We start from the raw sequence: 15,709 nt of genomic DNA, 5'->3' as shown, positions 1-15,709 counted from the left end.
CATAGGAACTATTATCTTTGCAGGGCTATGTCTAAAGGCCACATTTTAATTATCGATGATGAGGACCAGCTCCGGAAGCTTTTAAGCCGCCTGCTGGCCCTCGAAGGATATACCCTTCATGAAGCCTCCAATATAAGGGCCGCCATGAAGATCCTGGAAAAGGAAGAAATACACGTTATTCTTTCTGATGTAAAGCTACCGGATGGTAATGGAGTAGAACTAGTGGGCAATATACGCACCAGGTACCCCGAAATTGAGACGATTGTACTCACGGCATATGGTAACATCGCTGATGGGGTACAGGCCATTAAAAACGGCGCATTTGACTATATTACAAAAGGGGATGATAATAACCGTATCCTGCCGCTGGTGAGCAAGGCCATGGACAAAGCTCACCTCCAGGTCCGCATCCGTGACCTCGAAAAGAAAATCGGTGGAAAGTACCAATTTGATAATATTCTGGGAGAATCCCCCGAAATACGTGCTGCCATTGCTTTGGCCGAAAAAGTAGCGCCTTCGGATATGACGGTGTTGCTATTAGGTGAAACAGGCGCCGGCAAAGAAGTTTTTGCCCAGGCCATTCACCAGGGGAGCCTGCGCCGGCAGCAACCTTTTGTGGCAGTGAATTGCAGCGCCTTTGGCAAAGAAATACTGGAAAGTGAATTATTCGGACACATAGCAGGCGCCTTCACCGGCGCAGTAAAAGATAAAAAAGGCTTTTTTGAAGAAGCCCGCGGAGGTACCATCTTCCTGGATGAAATAGGAGAGATGGCCATAGAGCTACAGGCCAAAATGCTGCGGGTACTGGAAACACAGGAGTTCTATAAAGTAGGGGAGTCTAAACCCACTAAAACAGATGTTCGCATTATTGCTGCTACTAACCGGCTGCTGGAACAGGAAATTGCTGCAGGGCATTTCCGGGCTGATCTGTACTATCGCCTGTCTGCCTTCCAGATATCGCTGCCATCCCTGAATGAACGTCGTAAAGACATTCCCGTGCTGGCGGCCTGGTTTCTGCAACAGATAGCACCCAAAATGAATAAGCGGATTACCGGCATGACCCCGGCTTTCCTGCAGGCATTGCAGCAACACAGCTGGAAGGGAAATATCCGTGAACTACGTAACGTGATTGAAAGAGCCGCCATTCTAACGGATACGGATATATTGGATACACCGGTATTACCACTGGATTTTCAGCAGGGAGGCGCCGAAGAACATTCATCATTACGACTGGCCGATATGGAAAAGAAGCATATTATCCGGGTACTGGCACATGCTAAAGGAAATAAAACAAAGGCGGCTGAGCTGATGGAGATCGGTCTAACCACCCTTTATAATAAAATTAAAGAATACAATATCATTACGTCATAGCAACCAGCCTAACAACAGGCACGCCAGTACGATAAAGGGAGAAGGTACCTTTGTAAGGCATAACAATGCCAGCGTACTGGCCATAATCAGCAGGTTATACCAGTTGATGGGTATCACAAAAAAGAGGATCATTGTAGCTGCCCACATAATTCCCACCACCACGGCGTTGATGCCTTCCAATGCACGATATATCACCACATATTTCTTCAGGTTATTCCAGATAGGGAAGAAGAATAATACCAATAGTAAGCTGGGTAAGAAAATAGCGACAGGCGCCAGTATGCAGCCCAGAAACTGGTAGCCCATGCCCAGGTTACGCATCGCCATGCCGCCTACGTAGGCGGAAATGGAAAAGGTAGGACCAGGAAGCGCCCGCATAATACCGGCACCGGTGAGCAACTCTTCTGCAGAAAGGTATTGCGATTTTGCACGGGTTACGTACTGTTCCAGCATCATGGCGATGAGGATATCGCCCCCGCCAAATACGAGGCTACCGAATCGGTAAAAGTTCTCAAATAAGTTAAAAGGCCGCCTGGTGATCCATTCATGGGAACGGGCCAGCTCAGAAAAGATACCTGCCAGGATAAACAGGGATACAAACAACCAGATGTTTCCCCACTGTATCTTCCGGGGCTTTTCTGCCACACCGGGAATACGTTTGTTACTGAAATTGGACACGATGCCCCCAAGGATAATCAGGGCCGGGAATGTCCAGGGTGATTTAAGATAAAAGGCAGTAAACATAGATACCACCATGATGGCAAAGGTGGCCACATTGTTAATGCTGATACGGAAAGCACGGATACCTCCATAGGCCAGAAAGCCTACCGCCATTGGCTGTACATATTTGAAGATGTCTGTATTCAGTGCATTCTTGCCGAAATACTGTAGTAAGAAACTCAGCGAACCCATAATCAGGCAGGCCGGGGTTATCCATATCAATAGGGTAATGATGGCCAGTATGGCGCCGCCCCGTTTATAGCCTATTAAGGTAAGGGTTTGGGAAGATGACGCTCCCGGTAGTAACTGGCAGAAAGCATTATACTCCATCAGTTCCTGTTCGGTTACGTCCTTACGTTGCTGTACAAATGTTTTCATCATCATGGCCAGGTGACCTTGCGGCCCTCCGTAGGCGGTGATGCTATGTAATAGCACTGCTTTTAAGAAAGGAATATGACGTAGAAGCACAGTGAATTTAAGTGAATTCCGATTGGACGAATTTATAAGGTAATCAAATATCCGGACAAAATACAACCCTGTTGCTAATATTGAGCATCATCTGAATTAATAAAGGCACAATACTTGTAATATCGGTATCCATTATAWCGAATATGGCCTTTTGTCCGTTGTGATCAGTTTTGTTACTAGATAGGTTAATCACCCACCAACATCGAAGAATGTTCGGATCTAAAGAATAACCATATTGAGAAAACCATTAAGGAATGACTTGCTTATACGCAGGATATTTGTAAAGTCCCGGAGACGTTAGTTTCCCGGGACTTCGCTATGTATAGCCTATTTCTTTAACCCTATTTCACGTAAGCGTTCATCCAGGTATTCACCGGCTGTAACTGGCTCATAGGCCAGCGGATTCGCTGCAGTTACACAGCTGTCCAGACAATCCAGTTTCACATTTGATTTGGGATGCAGGAAGAAAGGAATGGAATAACGGGAAGTATTCCACTTTTCGCGGGGAGGATTCACCACCCGGTGAGTGGTAGATTTCAGGCGGTTATTGGTTAAGCGTTGCAGCATATCCCCAACATTTACCACAATTTGTTCCGGCAGGGAAGTAACCGGTACCCAGTTGTCCTGCTTGTCCAGGATCTGTAAACCGTCTGCAGAGGCGCCTACGAGTAAAGTAATCAGATTGATGTCTTCATGCTGTTCAGCCCTGATAGCGGATTTAGGCTCCTGTGTAATAGGAGGATAATGGATCGCTCTCAGGATGGAATTACCATTGTGTATTTTATCGTCAAAATAGTTTTCATCTAACCCCAGGAACAGGGCAATTGCCTGCAACAGGTATTTCCCCGATTGTTCAAATCCACGATATGCTTTGAAAAAAGTAGGCGTAAATTCAGGCACTTCCGCCACCTGCACATTTTCCGGATATTCAGCACTGATAGGATCATTATCTTCCACTGTTTGTCCGAACTGGAAAAACTCTTTCAGATCCGGCGCATCATAGCCTTTGGCGTGTTCCTTACCAAAGGAGGTATAGCCACGCTGGCCAGCCAGTTCCGGAATCTCGTATAAATGTTTGGTGTCAAAAGGAAGCTTAAAAAATTGTTGTACATAATTGTAGAGGTCTGCAATCAGTTCGTCAGGAATCCCATGATTTTTTACCGCTACAAAACCAACTTCTTCATAAGCCTTACCTAACTGCTGCACAAAGGCAGCTTTTCGTCCTGCATCTCCGGAAGTGAAGTCTGCAAGATCCACTGAGGGGATAGAGTGGGTTGTTGCCATATCTTGAATTATTGTTTTGGAGCGATAAAGGTAGGGAAAAATAGCGAGTCAGCTTTTAGCTGTTAGCCATTAGCTTTTAGCAAATGCAGCGGTGATAAACATATAGATGATGTTCTCCGCGGCATTTGCTAAAAGCTAACGGCTAACAGCTAAAAGCTATTTAAAGTATTGCTCCTCAGTGGGGGTGATATCCACCATAGCATACCGGTCTACCTGGCTGATCAGCATCTCATCCATGATATCTACCACATTTTTATAGTTCGAACTTTTATCTGCTTTGATCAGCACCATCAAATCATTTTTATGAAAAGCCTGGAATACTGTGTTCTTTTTATCCATGATGATATCACGGATGCCTGCATGATTGGAATAGCTGGTATAGTGTACCTGTGGCGGTATAGCAGGGTCATTGCCTATACCTTCATACCAGGCAATACGATTATCCGGACCCAGTATAACGGTGAGCGCTTTTTTTGCAGGCAATGACATAGCATCGCCATCATCTTTCGGCATAAAAAGGTCCATGGTTTTAGGTTGCGCCATGGTGGTGGTCAACATAAAAAAAGTAATGAGCAAAAAGCCCAGATCCACCATGGGCGTCATATCTACGCGGGTAGATTTTTTATTACTATGGGTGCCGCGGCCACCGCTTTTTTCAGAAGTATTTATTTCAGCCATCATTAACGGTTTAGGATAAACGAAAAGTGGTTGAAAGCGCTTTCAGGTATTAGATGCAGCAGTGAAAAGATTCCATACGGGAATTTTTGTCTTACGCAGGATTAGCCGGATGTTGATGATTATATTTTTATCAGAAKGATTAGAAAAGGATTAAAAAAAGATTAGCGAAGAAAAAGCAGTTATGCAGCTTTTATCTTCGCTAATCTTAGAAAAAATATCATCCCGGCATTCATCTTAATCAGTATAATCCTGACCAGGACAACATTCGTTTAAAACTCAGCACTCTTTGGTGTTCTCGGGAATGCAATCACATCGCGGATATTCGTCATACCGGTAACGAACAGCATCAGGCGTTCAAAACCCAGACCGAAGCCGGCGTGTGGTGCAGTACCATAACGGCGGGTATCCAGGTACCAGCTTAATTCATCTGCCGGCACGTGCATTTCACCCATACGTTTTACCAGTTTGTCGTAGTCTTCCTCACGTTGGGAACCACCTACCATTTCGCCAATGCCCGGGAACAGGATATCCATTGCCCTTACGGTTTTGCCGTCATCATTCAGCTTCATGTAGAAAGACTTGATTTCTTTAGGATAGTCGGTTAAGATCACCGGTTTCTTAAAGTGTTTTTCAACCAGGTAGCGTTCGTGTTCGCTCTGCAGATCAGCGCCCCAGTCTTCAATCAGGTACTGGAACTTTTTGTTTTTATTGTGCTTGCTGTTCTTTAGAATGTCAATGGCTTCTGTATAGGTAATACGTACAAACTCGTTGTGCAGCACAAACTCCAGCTTTTCTATGAGTCCCATTTCACTACGTTCGAGCTGTGGTTTCTGTTTGTCTTCTTCTACCAGGCGGCTGGCCAGGAAGTCGAGGTCATCGCGGTTGTTATCCAATACATATCCTATCACAGATTTAATGAATGCTTCCGCCAGATCCATATTGTCTTCCAGTTCATAGAAGGCCATTTCTGGTTCAATCATCCAGAACTCAGCCAGGTGGCGGGCTGTGTTGGAATTTTCTGCACGGAAAGTGGGGCCGAAGGTGTAAATATCTCCGAAAGCCATCGCTCCCAGTTCTCCTTCCAGTTGTCCGGAAACCGTCAGGTTAGTTGATTTTCCAAAGAAATCTTCTTTGTAGTCTATCTCGCCATTCTCCGTCCGTGGCGGGTTTTTCATGTCCAGCGTGGTTACACGGAACATTTCACCCGCACCTTCTGCATCAGATGCAGTAATAATAGGTGTGTGCAGATACACAAATCCACGCTCATTAAAGAAGCGGTGTACGGCAAATGCAAGGGCATGACGTACGCGGAAAATAGCGCCGAATGTATTGGTGCGGAAGCGCAGATGCGCTATTTCACGCAGGTATTCCAGGCTGGGCTTGTTTTTCAGCTGCAGCGGATATTTTTCCGGATCACAGTCGCCCAGTATTTCCAGGGTAACCGCCTTCAGTTCTACTTTCTGGCCTTTACCCAGGGATGGAATAATTTCGCCGGTAGCGCTGATAGCTGCTCCCGTAGTGATGCGCTTCAGCAGCGCTGCATCTGTATTTTCGGTATTGATAACTATTTGTAAATTATTATTGGTAGAGCCATCGTTCAACGCTATAAACTGATTGTTGCGGAATGAACGCACCCAACCTTTAACCGTTACTTCGTAATGCGCCTTGTCGTCTGACAAGATTTGCTTGACTTTCACCCTTTGGCTCATAATATATTATATTTTAGGACTGCAAAAATAAGCGGAAAACTTCATAGTATATAGTCCGGGGTCCCGCCTTTTCCGTTGCAGGTATGCAAATGAAATGTTAAAAATGACTGGATAGGTTGGTCAGAATCAATAGAAACAAGGTTTTGAGCGTCCCGCTGACAGTCTTTTACAGCCCGGGGAAGACTGTATTACGGGCCGCTTTGAGGCAATTCAGCCCTAAATATTTTTGGATAATAGTAAAACTTGTTTTAATCTTGCGGTATATTCTGCCTGATTAAGTTCATTTTCACATCTTCATCAGCAGTTCCTAAACTCAATCATTCCCTATCAAATTTAATAAGCTAATTAAATTTATTGACTCAAAAACAATTATTTGTAATTGGTGTATGTTGGTATGCAGTGGTACCCGCCTCACAACACTTCTAAAATTTGACAACACAGATGATGTACGACATCTTACAACTGAACGACATGCTCGTTCCTGAGCTGCTTGATATTGCAGAGAAACTGGACGTTCCCAACGCAAAAAAACTGAACAAACAGGACCTTATCTACAAAATTCTTGATAAACAAGCAGTATTAGCCTCAGAAGATAACCAAGCCAACGGAGACGAAAAAAAAGCACGTAAACGCAAACCTGTAAAGAAAGAAGACGGTAACCACGGTGCTGAAGAACCTGCTCATGCTGAAGAAAAACCAGCTGCTAAAAAACCAGCTGCCAAAAAAACTACCGGTACTAAATCAAAAGATCATGATGCGGATGAAACCCCGGTGAATACTAATTCTGCAAAACCTAAGATTAAAGATTTTGAGATAGACCTGGACAGCATTCCTTCTCTCACCTTCGATGATGATGATGATATCATTATTCCTTCTTTTACAGAAGATGAAGAAGCAGAAGAGGAAGAAGAAGTGGTAACAATACCTGCCGCAGAGGAAGATGAACAAGACGATGATGATTTTGTAGTACCAGGAGAAATTCCAATTGTACCTGCAGCGCAGAAGAACCGCTACCCAAGCAAGAAAGAACCAGTTTTCAATATAGAATTTGATGGTGTAATAGTAAGTGAAGGCGTACTGGAAATGATGCCCGATGGCTACGGTTTCCTCCGCTCTTCCGATTATAACTACCTCAGTTCCCCGGATGATATTTATGTATCTCCTTCCCAGATAAAACTCTTTGGTCTTAAAACCGGTGATACCGTGAAAGGCTCTGTACGTCCTCCTAAAGAAGGAGAGAAGTACTTTGCTTTATTGAAGGTGGAAACCATCAATAACAAATCACCGGAAGAAGTACGCGACCGTGTACCTTTCGACTACCTGACTCCACTGTTTCCTTTTGAGAAACTGCGGTTAACTACTACTTCCAATAACTACTCTACGCGTATCATGGATATGTTTACGCCTATCGGTAAAGGACAGCGTGGGCTGATCGTTGCGCAACCTAAGGTGGGTAAAACCATGTTACTGAAAGAAGTAGCAAATGCGATCGCCACTAACCATCCTGAAATTTACCTGATGGTTGTATTGATAGATGAGCGTCCGGAAGAGGTAACAGATATGGAACGTAGCGTAAAGGCAGAAGTAATCGCTTCTACTTTCGATGAGCCAGCTGAAAAGCATGTGAAAGTATCTGCTATCGCACTGCAAAAAGCAAAACGCCTGGTAGAATGCGGTCACGATGTAGTGATCCTGCTGGATTCCATTACCCGTTTGGCAAGAGCACACAATACCGTGGCACCAGCTTCCGGTAAAGTATTGAGCGGTGGTGTGGAAGCTAATGCGATGCAGAAACCTAAACAGTTCTTTGGTGCGGCCCGTAAAATTGAACATGGTGGTTCATTAACCATCCTGGCTACCGCATTGATCGATACTGGTTCTAAAATGGATGAAGTTATCTTTGAAGAATTCAAAGGTACTGGTAACATGGAACTGTTGCTTGATCGTAAACTGGCTAACAAACGTATCTTCCCGGCTATCGATGTTTCTGCATCGTCTACCCGCCGTGATGATCTGTTGCTGGATAAAGATTCTCTCAAACGTATCCACATCCTGCGTAACCACCTCGGTGATATGAACACAGATGAGTCTATGCACTTCATGCTGCAGCATATGCGCGGAACTAAAAACAACGAAGAATTCCTGATTTCTATGAACAGCTAGGACCAGGTGAATGTATAAAGAAAAAGCCCGTTACGGTTATCCGTAACGGGCTTTTTCTTTATAGAAAACTATTGCTTTTTCTGTTGGCCGGGTGCAAATGGTTTGGCAGATTTGGTGCCGTATATTTTTTTCTGCTGACCCGGTGGCAAATTGTTTGGATTGCCTACCGGTTGGGTAGTTACACAACTGCTGTAAATAAGCGTGACAACAAGAAGTGATAAAAGTAATTTTAGTTTGCGCATGACAGTTTGATTTGATGAAGCTACGGCGTATAAAAAGCAAAAATCCCGCCACAGTACAACTGTGGCGGGATTATCCAATCTATTTAACCGTATAACTATCTTACATAAAACTGTACCTATTGCTTAGAATATCCAGTTAACTCCGATTTGGAATTCTTTCGGGAAGTCAAAACCGAATGAGCTGGTGTTCTTTTTAACACCGGTTGCTTCAGTCTTAGCCTGGCTGTAGTTGTAGCTCAGACCACCAAAAGCGCCTTCCAGCATAAAGTGTTTGCTTACGAAGTAAGTGATACCAGGTAATACGTTAACGGAGAAACCGTTGTAAGTAGTTATTTTGGTACCATCATATTTGTCGCTACCAAAACGGTAACCTGCATTTGCTTCAGCGAAGAATGCAAATTTGCTCTGACCGAGCATGTGGTAGTTACGTGCAAAAATGCCTGGGGTGATACGGTATCCTGTAGTTTTGACATCTTTTGCATCTTTTTCGGTGCTGAATGCACTCTTTGCAAATACACCGATTACCCAGTTTGGATTCAGTGCCACACCTACTTTAGGGCTGATACCGAATTGTGTGCTGGAAGTTTTGCTGTTGTCTTTGTCTTTTTCTTTGCTGCTGCTGGTGAGAACATTCAGGTTACCACCTACAATTACATCGCCTTTCGAAAACTGAGCCTTTGCTACTTGTGTGCCGAACAGTGCTACTGCGGCCAATACAATCAACTTTTTCATCTGTCGTTAAATTTAAGTATTCATTAAAACTATTCCTGTGTTATTGATTCTTCTACATACGTTCTAGCAATCCTGGTTGATGTTTGGTCGATATCTTAATCCATTAAAGAAAATGGTCAATACTTGTTTTTCACGTGCCATAAAGCATTTCAGCGCTTTCCGGTCGTGAGGATCAAAACCTGCTGCTTGCCACTTGCACCATATTACCCATAAACCGAATAATACATTTACCAGTAGCTGCGCAGTTAATTCCGTATCCGTATCCTTGTGGAGTTCTCCGCTTTCTATCCCTTTAGTGATAGTTGCTGAGAGAAAAGCAATTTCCACCTGCTGCAATAACTCAATGGTTTGCCGCATCAGGCTGGAAGGAACATCTTTAATCCATTCGTTTACACCAAACAGAAAGTGATATTCCAGCAGCATCTTCTCTTTTAACTCCAGGTAACGGTCCATGATAGCGGTGGTAGACGGTGCTTCTTCTACATATGCAGACATATCCAGGAAGCATTCGGCTATCATACACTCCACTACCGCTACGTATATGGATTCTTTATCCGAAAAATAATAATACAAAGAGCCTTTTGAAATCTCCAGATCCCTGGCGATTTCCTCCATGGTAGTTTTAGACAAGCCAAACCGCTTGAAGCGCTTTAATGCCGCTTCCAGAATCATAGTTCGTTTCTGGTCCTGTTCTGCCATAAAGTATACCTGCTAACAAAACCTGACTGTCTGACTATTTTGTTTTGCGGGTCAAATGTACAACCAAATGTAATTCCACCAAATTTTTTTGTTAAGAAATTGTTACGTACCCTTCGCGCAAAAGATTAAAAAGAGGAAATGGAAAGGAAATACGCGTCTTAATAAAAAACGGCGGCAGAAACATTAAATAAATCGAAAGCAGAACCCCGGAAAATTTGAAAATGTATAATTACCGGGAAAGGGTACACGTAGTGCGCTGTTTTATTTATGATTCATTTTGAGTAACAAATCACGCTGTCTTCTTTCCGTGATATCCAGTACTATACCGCTTTTCAGCACTACTTTACCGGCAGCAGCATTCAGGTGGCTGATATTGGAAATCTGAATCATCTGGCTATTATTGATCTGGTAGAAACGAAGAGAGCCGAAAAGATCCGCATAGTACCGGAATGACTGTACGGCAGTAATGCGTAAACCAGTGTTTAAACGGAACAGGCAATTTTCGCCCATTGCCTCCAGGTATTCGATGGCAGGAATATTTATAGTGTAAGCTTCTCCGTTAGTTGCCGGTATAAGTAGTTTCCAGGCTACCGGCTTGCTATGATTGAAATTTTCAAGGAGTACATCATAGCGGTCTTTTTTGCTACCGGAGTTAATACGTGCTGTCACCAGTGCAACTGCCTGTAATAAACTCTCTTTATCTATCGGTTTTAATATTAATTCCACATCACTGAAACGGATCACGTGCAGGAATTTTTTTTCAAATGCGGTAACAAATACCGCTTCAAAAGGAATGTCGGGCATGGTACCCGCAAGTACATCAAACCCGGTGCCATCAGGCATTTCAAGGTCAAGGAATACCAGCTCCGGCCGGTGCGTTTTTATTTTTTCAATTCCATCTGTACAGTCCGTGGCCGTATCGGCAATGGTGATCTCCGGACAATATTTTTCCAGCATTAACGCAATAATGTCCCGGCTGTTTCGCTCGTCGTCTATAATAATAGCCTTTATCATAAAATAACATTAACGGATACACTAATTATAACTGGGGGATCAGTATTTTAACTATCGTGCCGCTATCCGATTCATCTTCTGATGATCTGTCTATAATTTCTATTTGAATTTCTGTGTTATACATTTTGTTCAGCAACTCAGCGCGGTTCTGGCTGATCTCCATTCCGGACGACTGATGATGCTTAGGCAGCATACGCAGGGATTTGGAACGGGCAATGCCGATGCCATTATCTGCTATAATACATTCCAGCATGTCTGAGGCTACCTGGTTAAAGTGAATGGAAAGCTTGCCGGTAGGCTGTTGAGGATTCGTCATCCCATGCTTTACTGCATTTTCTACATAAGGCTGTAACAGCATGGCAGGAATTTCCAGTTCGGCGGTGGCAATTACCGGGTCTACCACTATTTCATATTCCATCCTGTTTTCAAAACGCATCTTTTCCAGTCCCAGGTAAGTATTCAGGTAAGTGATTTCATCTGCCAGCGAAATAAAATTACGCCGGGAGAAATCAAGTGTTTTGCGGATCAGGTAAGAGAAGTCAGACAGGTATTTCTGCGCATATTCATAGTCGCGCTGCATCACAAACAGCTGAATGGAGTTCAGACAGTTGAAAATGAAATGAGGATTAATCTGAGCACGTATCGCTTTCAGCTCAATCTCCGTCAGCTTCTTATCGTATTCTGTTTCCAGTTGTTTCTTGCGTTGTTCTTCCAGTTCCTGCTTTTTACGCAGAATTTCGGTGGTCTGTTCTTTTACCAGTTCTTCCAGTTGCTCATTCAGTTTACGTTGCAGCTCTTTATTTTTATTGAGCTGTTTGATGAGCAACTCCTGTGTACGGGTTCTTTCAAGATGTACCAGTTTGTTACGATAGCTTAATCCTGCGAGGAAAAACATGGCCTGTAACAACACGCCGCCAATCAGCAGCATAGTGGGGGCGGCCAGCTCTCCCAGTGCACTGAGTAAGCCCAGTGGGCGCACATGCATTAAAAAGGAGCCGAAACAGGCCAGGTACAGGCATACCGACCCATAGAGGAAAAACCGTACCAGCGGATGATGCCTGGAGCGTCTGGCCAGGGCTACAAATACTGCCAGTAAAGGCACCAGGGTGATGAAATATACATAGCTGTATATAATGGTGGGCAAATGATATTGTTCTTCAGCAATACAATACATACACAGAATAATCAGGCCGCCCACTACCGCGGCTACCCAGGTAAATACCCGCTCCATAAAGGGATAGCGCTCTGTCAGGTTGAGGAAGGTATTACCGAATAACAGGTACATCAGGTAAAAGCAGAACAGCAGCCCTGGAATATCCCAGTAATATTTCAACATCGGCCACCGGTGAAAGAACGACAACTGATAAGGCTTACTCTCCAGTCTTAATGCAAAAAAAAGAATGAGGCCCAGCACATAGGCGGCAAAGTAGATGTAGGATCTGTCTGGTAGCTGTATATAATTAATAATAGAAATACTGAAGAAGACCAACAGCATGCCAAGCAGCACCTGAATGATGACTGCCTCTTTACGATAGGTATCCAGTTGTTTATCCCGGAATGCGGCATAGGCTACTGTGCTGAAGAGCATAGGCATCAGGGCATTTTCGTTGTATGATTTATTGATGATATGCAGGTAGAAAGTGCGGATCTGACCGGAGGGCACGCTTACATTGAAGGCGTAGTGATTCCATCTTTCCACACCACCATTGTCTAACATCAGGCCGGTTTGCATGAGCAGGTGCGGGGTATCTCCGGGGGCCTGCATGTACCAGTACATATAGTCGTGCCAGCCTGAAAACAGTTGGCAGGAAAGAATTTTGTTGCTTTGGTTTCTGATGGTAAGTCGCAGCCAGCAGTTGTTTACCCGGCCATTGTTCTTAGCATTATTATGGAATAATTTTTCCTGGTGGACAAACGGAAGTTGAGTCACCTGCGCTATGGTCAGGTGTTGGTTGTCGTCTGTAAGTGTGTTGATATAGGGGCGCAGATCCATATTCGCAGGTGCGAATGTAGTATCTGCTATCAGTGTATCTACTGGGGTACGATCCGTATTGGCAAAGGATTCTGCAGTGTAACAGTACAACAGCAGCATTAAAATAATGCGCTTCACAAAGTGTTATATAAATTTAGTTAGAGCAATTTGTCAATAGCTTTTGCCATTGCCTCATCCTTAGCGGTAACAATATTTCCTGCGTCATGTGTGCTCAGAAATATTTCTACTTTATTATAAACGTTGGTCCAATAGGGGTGATGATCCATTTTTTCCGCGACCAGTGCGACTTTTGTCATAAACGCAAATGCATCCCGAAAATCCTTGAATTCAAATGCCCGGTAAAGCTGTTTATTTTTTTCTTCCCACATAAAATAACAGGGGTTTTAAAATGTAAAACTGGGGTCCGTCACTGAATCTGGTCAAATTATTAAGCGCTGATGTGCTGTGCCTATCCTAAAAAATAAGGTTCATCTTATTTTTGATCTCTCTGATATCCAGTAAAGATACTAATTGTACAAGCGGAACAAGGCGTAATTCTTCCAATAATTTTTTTACATCGTTCGGTTGGTAGTAATCTCCCTTAATCATCCACAAAAAATCAATCTGTTTTAGTTCTGGTAGCAGGAATTCTGCCTGGCAATGATTGTTGTAAATATAGTGTGCTACTGAATTGGTAGGTTCATGAAACTCAAATATGGGGAAATGGAAGGACCTTGTCTTCTTGGAAATCGTGATTTCCAGGTGATTATTCACCCGGAAATTGGTGTGCAGCTGACGATTGATATGCCAGCACAACTGGTAATCACGCGAAGAAGCAGCGATGCCAATCAGGTGAGTGTTCTCAAAGAAATCCTCCACCAATTGGTCCTGGTCCAGCTTTAACTTGAGTATTGTCATATAGAAAAGTAACGCTACACCCTGCCTGGATGTTGAAAAAATAATTATCCTTTCTTCTTACTGCCCTTTTTGGAAGAAGGTTGTCCCGGGTCCCAAAATACGGCTTTAAAATTTTCTATTTTATCTTCTTTTACAATTACGCCTTCCTGTTCCAGTAATTCCTGCATGAGGGTGGGGGTAGCGAAATGGCTTCTGCCACTTAATTCACCTTTGCTGTTTACCACCCGGTGGGCGGGCACAGGAGGCTTGGCGTTGCCGGCGGCATTCATGGCCCAGCCTACCATACGGCCGGTGAGCTTTAAGCCGGAGGCATCTGCAATGGCACCATAAGAGGTGACCCGGCCGCGTGGTACGGTGCGTGCTATTTTAAATACAGTTTCGAAAAAGGAAACCTTTTCACCGGTCTCCTTTTCCTTCTTCCCTGCGCTGGGCAAGGAGGGTAGTTCTTTTGGGTTCAGGTACTTTTTCATAATCAAAAGGACAATGTCTGCAGCCGTTACCACAACAGAAGCCACGGTCGAGGTGAAACTTTTCGGTAAATACCATATAGCCCTGGGCGTTATAGTAAAAATCAATCTTCTCCACCAACGGTTGCTTCATCTGAAGGCAGTTTTATGCTTTGCCAGTTCAGCGGAGCGGCAGGCAGTTGAAATTTCAGGTAGCGGATTGTTCTGCCATCTGCCAGGTGCATGCCTTCATAAAAGGTCTGGATCTTTAGCAGTGGTGGAACCTCCGGTAATGCATATACGTCAGGAATATCTTCTATGAGGATACATCCCGCGGCGCTGATTACTTCCTGCGTGAAAGCATAGAGCTGCGGAGAGTCTGTTTTCAGGTTAATGGTAGCTCCCGGGGCCAGCAATGGCTGAAACAATTGCAGGAACTTCGGGTGTGTTAACCTTTTCTTTGACTTGGAATTGCGCAGGAAAGGGTCCGGAAAAGTAATCCAGATATCTTTTATTTCTCCTGCTGCAAAGTAATTGTTGAGTTTGTCTATCTGTGTGCGTAAGAAGCCGGCATTGGTCAGTGGCTCTTCGAGTGCAGTTTTGGCACCTCTCCAGATGCGGTTGCCTTTAAGATCTACGCCTAAAAAGTTCTGATCCGGGAATAGCCTGGCCATACCCAGGGTATAATCTCCTTTACCACAAGCCAGCTCTAATGTAATAGGGTGGCTGTTTTTGAAGAATTCATTCCATTTTCCCTGCATACCTTCCGGGTATATCAATACGTTGGGGAAGGTTTCGATTTCAGCAAATCGTTCTAATTTTTTTTGTCCCATTTGCGGCAAAAATACTGGGATTTTTTGAATGGGGAGAGGATAAATAGGGAGATGTGGCTGGCAGGTGGTGAAGGGTGGGGCGGTAGCTGGCCCGGTCAGGTTATAAAAAACAATTGCCCCGGAAATCTATATAGATTTATTGTTTAAAATATATAATATATTGAAATTGAATTATAAAGACTGTAAGCATAATAGCTTATAGGATGTTTTATGAACAGGTGGCAGGAGGAAGGGGACTATGTAGCATCCGTCGATGCTATGCTTAGGACAGGCTATGCACTTGTAGTGGCAGCGTAGCAGAGGTGGACTTGATGCGGGGATGTATAACTATGGATGGGAGGTTAGAAGTGGCCATAGTAGCGGTGGTGGGCATAAAAAAGCCCGTAAGCATGATAACTTACGAGCTCTTTAAACCAATTAAGCTGTAGGAGGAGGAGTCGAACCTCCACGGGGCAGTTAG

General features: G+C 44.0%; 16 protein-coding genes. 2 read left to right on the top strand and 14 right to left on the bottom strand.

What is annotated here, in order from left to right; translation table 11 throughout:
- The first annotated feature begins 27 nt into the window (after positions 1-27).
- The gene (locus AC1DCV_RS13465) at positions 28-1,371 is read left to right on the top strand and encodes a sigma-54-dependent transcriptional regulator (RefSeq protein ID WP_477023630.1); all 1,344 of its coding nucleotides are present in this window, start codon (positions 28-30) and stop codon (positions 1,369-1,371) included.
- On the opposite strand, the gene chrA is transcribed toward AC1DCV_RS13465, so the two are convergent.
- The 4 genes from chrA to asnS all read right to left on the bottom strand — a co-directional run bounded on the left by chrA (position 1,366) and on the right by asnS (position 6,230).
- Positions 1,366-2,559 carry a chromate efflux transporter gene (chrA, locus tag AC1DCV_RS13460; protein WP_477023629.1) on the bottom strand — a complete coding sequence of 398 codons (1,194 nt, stop codon included), beginning with the start codon at positions 2,557-2,559 and terminating at the stop codon, positions 1,366-1,368. The two genes, AC1DCV_RS13465 and chrA, sit on opposite strands and share 6 nt — an antisense overlap.
- Before the next feature lie 327 nt (positions 2,560-2,886).
- Positions 2,887-3,843, bottom strand: coding sequence for an isopenicillin N synthase family dioxygenase (locus AC1DCV_RS13455; RefSeq protein ID WP_477023628.1), 957 nt, complete (start codon positions 3,841-3,843; stop codon positions 2,887-2,889).
- 156 nt (positions 3,844-3,999) lie between these two features.
- The gene (locus AC1DCV_RS13450; RefSeq protein WP_477023627.1) at positions 4,000-4,524 is read right to left on the bottom strand and encodes an ExbD/TolR family protein; all 525 of its coding nucleotides are present in this window, start codon (positions 4,522-4,524) and stop codon (positions 4,000-4,002) included.
- Positions 4,525-4,790: 266 nt separating this feature from the next.
- Positions 4,791-6,230, bottom strand: a complete 1,440-nt coding sequence (asnS, locus tag AC1DCV_RS13445) for an asparagine--tRNA ligase (protein ID WP_441577729.1) — start codon at positions 6,228-6,230, stop codon at positions 4,791-4,793.
- Between the two features lie 444 nt (positions 6,231-6,674).
- Between asnS and rho the strand changes: the two genes are divergently transcribed.
- Complete coding sequence (rho, locus tag AC1DCV_RS13440) at positions 6,675-8,393, top strand: transcription termination factor Rho (protein WP_477023944.1); 1,719 nt, start codon at positions 6,675-6,677, stop codon at positions 8,391-8,393.
- 68 nt (positions 8,394-8,461) lie between these two features.
- Here the strand turns inward: rho and AC1DCV_RS13435 are convergent, their stop codons facing one another.
- From AC1DCV_RS13435 to trmB, 10 genes are all read right to left on the bottom strand, one after another.
- Positions 8,462-8,635 carry a hypothetical protein gene (locus tag AC1DCV_RS13435; protein ID WP_477023626.1) on the bottom strand — a complete coding sequence of 58 codons (174 nt, stop codon included), beginning with the start codon at positions 8,633-8,635 and terminating at the stop codon, positions 8,462-8,464.
- A gap of 123 nt (positions 8,636-8,758) precedes the next feature.
- The gene (locus tag AC1DCV_RS13430) at positions 8,759-9,367 is read right to left on the bottom strand and encodes an outer membrane beta-barrel protein (protein ID WP_477023625.1); all 609 of its coding nucleotides are present in this window, start codon (positions 9,365-9,367) and stop codon (positions 8,759-8,761) included.
- A gap of 63 nt (positions 9,368-9,430) precedes the next feature.
- A complete protein-coding gene (locus AC1DCV_RS13425; protein WP_477023624.1) occupies positions 9,431-10,066 on the bottom strand; it encodes a TetR/AcrR family transcriptional regulator in 636 nt (211 codons plus the stop codon).
- A 261-nt stretch (positions 10,067-10,327) separates the two neighbouring features.
- Positions 10,328-11,080 carry a LytR/AlgR family response regulator transcription factor gene (locus AC1DCV_RS13420; RefSeq protein WP_477023623.1) on the bottom strand — a complete coding sequence of 251 codons (753 nt, stop codon included), beginning with the start codon at positions 11,078-11,080 and terminating at the stop codon, positions 10,328-10,330.
- A 25-nt stretch (positions 11,081-11,105) separates the two neighbouring features.
- Positions 11,106-13,190 (bottom strand): histidine kinase, encoded by a 2,085-nt coding sequence (locus tag AC1DCV_RS13415; protein ID WP_477023622.1) that lies wholly within the window; start codon positions 13,188-13,190, stop codon positions 11,106-11,108.
- Between the two features lie 20 nt (positions 13,191-13,210).
- On the bottom strand, positions 13,211-13,441 hold the full coding sequence (locus AC1DCV_RS13410; protein ID WP_133807589.1) for a 4a-hydroxytetrahydrobiopterin dehydratase: 231 nt from the start codon (positions 13,439-13,441) through the stop codon (positions 13,211-13,213).
- Between the two features lie 85 nt (positions 13,442-13,526).
- A complete protein-coding gene (locus tag AC1DCV_RS13405; protein WP_477023621.1) occupies positions 13,527-13,970 on the bottom strand; it encodes an IPExxxVDY family protein in 444 nt (147 codons plus the stop codon).
- A 44-nt stretch (positions 13,971-14,014) separates the two neighbouring features.
- Positions 14,015-14,440: an MGMT family protein gene (locus AC1DCV_RS13400; RefSeq protein WP_477023620.1), complete on the bottom strand. Its 426-nt coding sequence runs from the start codon at positions 14,438-14,440 to the stop codon at positions 14,015-14,017.
- A complete protein-coding gene (locus tag AC1DCV_RS13395) occupies positions 14,367-14,570 on the bottom strand; it encodes a DUF5522 domain-containing protein (RefSeq protein WP_477023619.1) in 204 nt (67 codons plus the stop codon). Before AC1DCV_RS13395 ends, AC1DCV_RS13400 begins: the two co-directional genes overlap by 74 nt.
- Positions 14,542-15,249, bottom strand: a complete 708-nt coding sequence (gene trmB / locus AC1DCV_RS13390) for a tRNA (guanosine(46)-N7)-methyltransferase TrmB (protein ID WP_477023618.1) — start codon at positions 15,247-15,249, stop codon at positions 14,542-14,544. Before trmB ends, AC1DCV_RS13395 begins: the two co-directional genes overlap by 29 nt.
- Between the last annotated feature and the right edge of the window lie 460 nt (positions 15,250-15,709).

Source organism: Chitinophaga sp. 10T418, from assembly GCF_056394125.1.
This window is presented reverse-complemented; position numbering and strand designations above follow the sequence as displayed.

Coding starts and splice junctions, on each gene's coding strand:
- AC1DCV_RS13465 (WP_477023630.1), top strand. CDS start 28: ATGTCTAAAGGCCACATTTTAATTATCGATGATGAGGACCAGCTCCGG.
- AC1DCV_RS13455 (WP_477023628.1), bottom strand. CDS start 3,843: ATGGCAACAACCCACTCTATCCCCTCAGTGGATCTTGCAGACTTCACT.
- AC1DCV_RS13450 (WP_477023627.1), bottom strand. CDS start 4,524: ATGATGGCTGAAATAAATACTTCTGAAAAAAGCGGTGGCCGCGGCACC.
- asnS (WP_441577729.1), bottom strand. CDS start 6,230: ATGAGCCAAAGGGTGAAAGTCAAGCAAATCTTGTCAGACGACAAGGCG.
- rho (WP_477023944.1), top strand. CDS start 6,675: ATGTACGACATCTTACAACTGAACGACATGCTCGTTCCTGAGCTGCTT.
- AC1DCV_RS13435 (WP_477023626.1), bottom strand. CDS start 8,635: ATGCGCAAACTAAAATTACTTTTATCACTTCTTGTTGTCACGCTTATT.
- AC1DCV_RS13430 (WP_477023625.1), bottom strand. CDS start 9,367: ATGAAAAAGTTGATTGTATTGGCCGCAGTAGCACTGTTCGGCACACAA.
- AC1DCV_RS13425 (WP_477023624.1), bottom strand. CDS start 10,066: ATGGCAGAACAGGACCAGAAACGAACTATGATTCTGGAAGCGGCATTA.
- AC1DCV_RS13420 (WP_477023623.1), bottom strand. CDS start 11,080: ATGATAAAGGCTATTATTATAGACGACGAGCGAAACAGCCGGGACATT.
- AC1DCV_RS13410 (WP_133807589.1), bottom strand. CDS start 13,441: ATGTGGGAAGAAAAAAATAAACAGCTTTACCGGGCATTTGAATTCAAG.
- AC1DCV_RS13405 (WP_477023621.1), bottom strand. CDS start 13,970: ATGACAATACTCAAGTTAAAGCTGGACCAGGACCAATTGGTGGAGGAT.
- AC1DCV_RS13400 (WP_477023620.1), bottom strand. CDS start 14,440: ATGAAAAAGTACCTGAACCCAAAAGAACTACCCTCCTTGCCCAGCGCA.
- AC1DCV_RS13395 (WP_477023619.1), bottom strand. CDS start 14,570: ATGAAGCAACCGTTGGTGGAGAAGATTGATTTTTACTATAACGCCCAG.
- trmB (WP_477023618.1), bottom strand. CDS start 15,249: ATGGGACAAAAAAAATTAGAACGATTTGCTGAAATCGAAACCTTCCCC.